This is a genomic window from Romboutsia sp. 13368 (assembly GCF_018336475.1).
In the GTDB taxonomy this organism is placed as follows: Bacteria; Bacillota; Clostridia; order Peptostreptococcales; family Peptostreptococcaceae; genus Romboutsia.
Genome location: NZ_CP048741.1, coordinates 1,335,358 through 1,342,012, shown reverse-complemented (window position 1 = coordinate 1,342,012; position 6,655 = coordinate 1,335,358). Strand labels below are relative to the sequence as shown.

Sequence of the window (6,655 nt, the reverse complement as noted above, 5' to 3'; positions counted from 1 at the left end):
AGTACCCCAAACATCTAAGGCATCATCAAATAGTTTTCTCTCAAGTATTACACAGAAGAAACAAACTAAAGCACCTAAAATACCTACAAATATTGAAGCAAATGGTGTAATATATCCTGCAGCTGGAGTTATAGTTGCAAGACCAGCAACTGCTCCTACAATCATTTCTAAAAATGAAAAACTTTTGTGCTCTATATAATGAAGAATACTCCATGTAATCATACCAAATGCACTTGCAACAGCTGTATTTGTAAACACTATACTTGCAGTATCAGCTGCAGCTAATGAACCACCTGCATTAAATCCAAACCATCCAAATAGTAAAAGACCTGCACCTATTGCAACTAAAGCTAAGTTAAATGGTCCGTGTTGATTTTTAACTTTTCTACTTCCTAATACACGTAGGCCTCCTAAGCATCMAWAAATTAATATCATCCATAATATTAATACTTTTATCCATCCACTAATAGTAATTCTATTAGCAAAAGCTCCAGTCATTAAAGGGGCTGTAATTATGGCGAACATTAATTGATACATAWMCTATAATACCACCTATATCATCTCCAAATACCATACCAAAGCCGCCAAATATCCATAAAATTGTAACTACTCCTATTGCTATAAAGCATTGGAACATTATAGTTAAAGAATTTTTCTTTTCAACTAAACCTCCATAAAAGAATGCTAATCCTGGTGTCATGATTAAAACAAGAACTGTAGATATAATCATAAATGCGACGTCACCATGAATAATCATTTTATCACTCCATTTCATTTAATATTAAATATAAATAAATATAATTTATATTGATATGTTTTCACACTTTTTGTTTTTTATTACATNTTAAACAAATTTTATTATCTTATAAAAAGAAATGAAAAGTAAAAATTAAAACWAGAAATGAAAAGTAAAAATTAAAACTATTTTTGTTATTTATAATTAATTTAGTTAAAAAATAGTATAAAAATCTATAAGCTGGCAAATAATTAAGTTGTATAAATTTTATAAAAGGAGGCATTTATGAGACTTACACCTAAAGAAATTGAAAAATTAATGTTACATTGTGCAGGTGAATTAGCAAAAGACAGAAAAAATAGAGGAATAAAATTAAACTTTGTAGAGTCAACTGCACTTATATCATCAGAACTTTTAGAATTAGCAAGAGAAGGAAAGTCAGTTCCAGAGTTAATGAACTTAGGAACAAAAATCCTTACTAAAGATGATGTTATGGAAGGTGTTGCTGAAGTTTTACATGAAGTTCAAATCGAAGCAACATTCCCAGATGGAACTAAATTAGTAACTGTACACAATCCAATTCAATAAAAGAGGTGAAAATTATGGTACCAGGAGAAATAATACCAGCTAAAAGCGAAATAACTATAAATGAGGGTAAAAATACAACTACTTTAAAAGTTGCAAATAGTGGAGATAGAGCTATTCAAGTAGGATCTCACTATCATTTTTTTGAAGCTAATAAAGCATTAAACTTCGATAGAGAAAAAGCATATGGAATGCACTTAGATATAGCATCAGGAACATCTGTTAGATTTGAGCCAGGAGAAGAAAAAGAAGTAGATTTAGTAGCATTTGGCGGTACTCAAAGAGTATTTGGATTTAATGCTTTAACAGAAGGTCAAACAAATGATGCAACTATAAAAAAATCATTAGAAAATGCAAAAATAAAAGGATTTATTAAATAAGGTAGGTGATAAATATGAGTCAAAAAATAGAAGCAAATAAATATATATCAATGTATGGTCCAACTGTTGGAGATAAAGTAAGACTTGGAGACACAGATTTATTTATAGAAGTAGAAAAAGACTACACAGTTTACGGTGATGAATGTAAATTTGGTGGAGGAAAAAGTCTTAGAGATGGTATGGGACAATCAGCTACAGGAAGCAATAAAAATGGAGATTTAGACTTAGTAATAACTAACGCATTAATACTTGATTACTGGGGTATTGTAAAGGCTGATATAGGTATAAAAGATGGAAAAATAGTTGGAATAGGTAAAGCAGGAAACCCTGACACTATGGATGGAGTAGATCCTAATATGGTAGTTGGGGCAGGTACAGAAGCTCTTTCAGCAGAAGGTGCAATAGTTACAGCAGGTGGTATAGATACTCAYATACAYTTTATATCTCCACAACAAATACCTACAGCTTTATATAGTGGTGTAACAACTATGATAGGTGGTGGAGTAGGTCCATCTGATGGTACTAATGCTACTACATGTACTCCTGGTCCTTGGAATATGGAGAGAATGCTTGAAGCAGCAGAAGAATACCCAATAAACTTAGGATTCTTTGGTAAAGGTAACTGTTCAACAAAAGGTGCATTAAAAGAGCAAATATTAGCAGGAGCAGTTGGACTTAAAATACATGAGGACTGGGGAGCAACTCCAGCAGTAATAGATACTTGTTTAAGTGTAGCTGATGAATATGATGTTCAAGTTGCAATACACACAGATACATTAAACGAAGCTGGATATATAGAAGATACAATGGCGGCAATAGGTGGAAGAACTATACATACATTCCATACAGAAGGTGCAGGAGGAGGACATGCTCCAGACATAATAAAAGCAGCAGCATTTGAAAATGTATTACCAGCATCTACAAACCCAACTATGCCATTTACTGTAAATACAATAGATGAACATTTAGATATGTTAATGGTTTGTCACCACTTAAGTAAAAAAATAGAAGAAGACGTTGCATTTGCAGACTCAAGAATAAGACCAGAAACTATAGCAGCAGAAGATATACTTCATGATATGGGTGTATTTAGTATAATGAGTTCTGACTCTCAAGCTATGGGTAGAGTTGGAGAAGTTATAACTCGTACTTGGCAAACTGCTCATAAAATGAAATTACAACGTGGTCCATTAAAAGAAGAAACAGGWGATAATGATAACTTCAGAGCTAGAAGATATGTAGCAAAATATACTATAAATCCAGCTATAGCACAAGGTGTTTCTGATTATATAGGATCTGTTGAAGTTGGTAAATTTGCAGATTTAGTAGTATGGAATAATGCTTACTTTGGAATAAAACCAGAAATGATAATAAAAGGTGGTATGATAGCAGCTTCTAGAATGGGAGACCCTAATGCATCAATACCAACTCCACAACCTGTAATCTAYAGAGAAATGTTYGGAGCWCATGGRCAAGCTAAATAYAGAAATAATATAACATTTGTATCACAAGCAGCATATGACAATAAAGTAAATGAAAAATTAGGTCTTAAAAAGACTATATATCCAGTTAAAAACTGTAGAAATATAGGTAAAAAAGATATGATTTTAAATAATGCAACACCAGAAATAACAGTAAATCCTGAAACATATGAAGTTAAAGCAGACGGTGTTTTACTAAAATGTGAACCAGCAAAAGAATTGCCTTTAGCTCAAAGATATAATTTATTCTAAAAAGAAGGTAGATAAAAATGCTAGGAGTAGTTTTATTATACGTAGGTATAGTATTAATAAATAATGGTATTGCAAGACTTTCAAATATTGACAATAAATCAGCAGCAGTAATGAATATATTTACAGGTTTATTATCTATAACTATTAATATCATAACTATTGTACATGGAGACTTCCATACAATGGATGATATTGGAGACTTTTATTCAGCAGCTACAGGATTGTTATTTGGATTTACATACTTATTTGTAGCTGCAAATGGAATATTCAACTTAGATAATAGATTATATGGTTGGTATAGTTTATTCGTTGCAATTAACTCAGTACCGGCAGCTTATATAGAGTATTTTGTAAATGGCGACTGGAGAATGGCTATAATATGGATACTATGGGGTATTTTATGGCTAACAGGTTTTATAGAAAATGTATTAAAGAAACATCTAAGCTTCGTACCATATTTAGCAATATTTGAAGGTATAGTTACAGCTTGGATACCAGGCTTTATGATATTAACAAATTTATGGTAAATAGGAGCTTATATGTTAGTTGAAAAAGTAATTGGAAATATAAATGATGATAAATTTAAAAATAGTAAAGTTGACTATGTTGATATAGAATGGCATGAAGCATTTAAAAAACTTCACAAAAAAACTAGTCAAAGTGGAATAGAAGTAGGTATAAAATTAGATAATGATATATTAACTAAAGGTCTTCGTCAAGGTGATGTACTAGCTGTAAATGAAGATAGTATTATAGCAGTTAATATCCCTAAGGATAAGGCATTAGTTGTTAAAGTTGATGACATTCATCTAGTACCAAAGGTTTGCTATGAAATAGGTAACAGACATGCTACTTTATTTGAGGGAGATAGTCATAATGAATTTGTGACTATCTATAGTGAACCAATGAAAGAAATGTTAGAAAAAATAGGTGCTAATGTTACAGTAGAAGATGTTCAATTTGATTTTAACAAAAGTATATCATCATCTATAAATGCACATCATCATTAAAATTTTAATAAAGGGATATACACATGAAAAGTTCTATAGATAAAAATTTATTTATGTTATTTCAAATAAATGACTCTTTATTTCCAATAGGAGCATATAGTCATTCATATGGACTTGAAACATATATACAAAAGAAATTAGTTAATAATGTAGATACTGCATTTGAATATTTAAAGTGCAATCTAAAAGCTAATTTTTTATACAGTGAATTGTTGGCTATAAACTTATCCTATGAATATGCAGATAAAGGTCGTTTAGATAAATTAATGAGATTAGACAACATATTAAATGCAAGTAAATCACCTAAGGAAATAAGATTAGCAAGCCAAAAATTAGGCTCAAGATTTATAAAGACATTAATGAGTACTGATATTCAGTATAAAAATAATAATTTCATAGATTATGTAAATGAAAGTAAGGACAATTTACCTACTCATACTGTTGCATATGGTGTATTTAGTCAATCAGTAGGTATTGAAAGAAAAAAAGCGATAGAAGGATTTTTATACTCTTATACGTCGTCAACGATTACAAATTGTGTAAAAAGTATTCCTCTTAGCCAGACTCAAGGTCAGCAATTACTTTACAAATCTTATGATATATTTGAAGAAGTTATTAACAAACTAGATAAACTTACAATAGATGATTTATGCATCTCAACACCAGGATTTGACGTAAGGTGTATGCAACATGAAACTCTTTACTCAAGACTTTATATGTCTTAATTGAAAGGAAGTGATTACTATGTCATATGTAAAAATAGGTGTAGCAGGACCAGTAGGATCTGGAAAAACTGCTTTAATAGAAAAATTAGTAAGAGTAATGTCAAAGGATTATAGCATTGGTGTAATAACTAATGATATATATACAAAAGAAGATGCTGAGTTTTTACACAAAAACTCAATACTACCAATGGAAAGAATCGTTGGAGTTGAAACAGGAGGGTGTCCTCATACTGCTATTAGAGAAGATGCATCTATGAACTTAGAAGCAGTTGATGAATTAGCAAATAAATTTCCAGACCTTGATATAATATTTATAGAAAGTGGAGGAGATAACTTATCAGCAACATTTAGCCCAGAATTATCAGACGCTACAATATTTGTAATAGATGTGGCAGAAGGAGATAAGATACCTAGAAAAGGTGGACCAGGAATAACTCGTTCTGACCTATTAGTTATAAATAAAATTGACTTAGCTCCATATGTTGGAGCAGACCTTTCAGTTATGGAAAGAGATTCAAAGAAAATGAGAGATGATAAACCATTTATATTCACTAATATTAGAGAAATGGATGGAGTAAATGATGTTGTAGATTGGATAAAATCCAATGTATTACTAGAAGGGTTAAACCAATATGAGTAATAAATATGCAGAAATTTCAAAAGTAAAACTAAGAACTTTAAATAAAAATGGAAGAACTATACTTGATGATGTTTATTGTACATCTCCATTTAGAGTTGCTCCACCATTTTATAAAAGTGATGACTTTATAAAAGTTATAGTTATGTCATCTTCAGCAGGAACTTTAGAAGGTGATGTTCAAGAGTATGATATAACTTTAGGTGATAATACTAAGATGGAACTTACTTCACAGTCTTTTGAAAAAATACATACTATGATAGACGAAGAGGCAACTAGAGAYTGTRGTATATATATAGGGGAAAATAGCTTTYTWAGATATAAYWTRCTWCCTACAATTCCATTTAAAGACTCTGCATTTAAAAGTAACATAAATATAAAGCTTGAAGATTCATCATCTAAGCTAATATTTATGGATATCATAAATTGTGGTAGGGTAGCATATGGTGAAAAATTTAAATATAAATATTATAAATCATATGTAGATATTGAATGYGATAATAATCTTGTATATGTAGACAATACTAACTATAATCCAAGTGAKATGGATATAGAGAATTTTGGTATGTATGAAGGATACACTCATTTTGCTAATATGTTAATAGCAAATTTCACAAGCAATGACGAAGTTTTACATACTATTAGAGGAATCTTAAAAAATAGNNNGGTTGAAGGAGGAGCTTCTTTAACTCAAAATGATGATATAAGTATTAAAATATTTGGGTATAGCTCAGATAAATTAATTCAAGTTAGTGATAAGATAAGTAATTATTTAATGGAATTAGATTTAAATTAAATAATATAATTATATCTTTTAAACTAAATTATTAAAAAAGAAGRTTRTCCAAA

9 protein-coding genes and 1 pseudogene are annotated in these 6,655 nt (G+C 30.2%); 8 read left to right on the top strand and 2 right to left on the bottom strand.

Annotated features, from left to right (window positions below; all coding sequences use genetic code 11):
• Both G3997_RS05460 and G3997_RS05455 read right to left on the bottom strand, forming a co-directional pair.
• Window positions 1-537: pseudogene (locus G3997_RS05460) on the bottom strand (hypothetical protein); the annotation flags it as partial.
• Window positions 479-757 carry a hypothetical protein gene (locus G3997_RS05455; RefSeq protein WP_296644121.1) on the bottom strand — a complete coding sequence of 93 codons (279 nt, stop codon included), beginning with the start codon at window positions 755-757 and terminating at the stop codon, window positions 479-481. The pseudogene G3997_RS05460 and the gene G3997_RS05455, both read right to left, overlap by 59 nt.
• 264 nt (window positions 758-1,021) lie before the next feature.
• Here G3997_RS05455 and ureA point away from each other — a divergent pair, with 264 nt between their 5' ends.
• From ureA to G3997_RS05415, 8 genes are read left to right on the top strand one after another with little or no spacing between them, the layout of a single operon-like run.
• Window positions 1,022-1,324 carry an urease subunit gamma gene (ureA, locus tag G3997_RS05450; protein WP_296644120.1) on the top strand — a complete coding sequence of 101 codons (303 nt, stop codon included), beginning with the start codon at window positions 1,022-1,024 and terminating at the stop codon, window positions 1,322-1,324.
• A gap of 14 nt (window positions 1,325-1,338) precedes the next feature.
• Entirely contained in the window at window positions 1,339-1,701 is a 363-nt protein-coding gene (ureB, locus tag G3997_RS05445; protein ID WP_296644118.1) for an urease subunit beta, read from the top strand.
• Window positions 1,702-1,715: 14 nt separating this feature from the next.
• Window positions 1,716-3,434, top strand: a complete 1,719-nt coding sequence (gene ureB, locus G3997_RS05440; protein ID WP_296644115.1) for an urease subunit beta — start codon at window positions 1,716-1,718, stop codon at window positions 3,432-3,434.
• Window positions 3,435-3,451: 17 nt separating this feature from the next.
• Window positions 3,452-3,961, top strand: a complete 510-nt coding sequence (locus G3997_RS05435; RefSeq protein ID WP_296644112.1) for an AmiS/UreI family transporter — start codon at window positions 3,452-3,454, stop codon at window positions 3,959-3,961.
• A 12-nt stretch (window positions 3,962-3,973) separates the two neighbouring features.
• A complete protein-coding gene (locus G3997_RS05430) occupies window positions 3,974-4,444 on the top strand; it encodes an urease accessory protein UreE (protein ID WP_296644110.1) in 471 nt (156 codons plus the stop codon).
• 23 nt (window positions 4,445-4,467) lie between these two features.
• Window positions 4,468-5,169, top strand: coding sequence for an urease accessory protein UreF (locus G3997_RS05425; RefSeq protein WP_296644107.1), 702 nt, complete (start codon window positions 4,468-4,470; stop codon window positions 5,167-5,169).
• A 19-nt stretch (window positions 5,170-5,188) separates the two neighbouring features.
• Complete coding sequence (ureG, locus tag G3997_RS05420; RefSeq protein ID WP_296644105.1) at window positions 5,189-5,809, top strand: urease accessory protein UreG; 621 nt, start codon at window positions 5,189-5,191, stop codon at window positions 5,807-5,809.
• Window positions 5,802-6,602 (top strand): urease accessory protein UreD, encoded by an 801-nt coding sequence (locus G3997_RS05415; protein WP_296644104.1) that lies wholly within the window; start codon window positions 5,802-5,804, stop codon window positions 6,600-6,602. Before ureG ends, G3997_RS05415 begins: the two co-directional genes overlap by 8 nt.
• The last annotated feature ends 53 nt before the right edge of the window (window positions 6,603-6,655 follow it).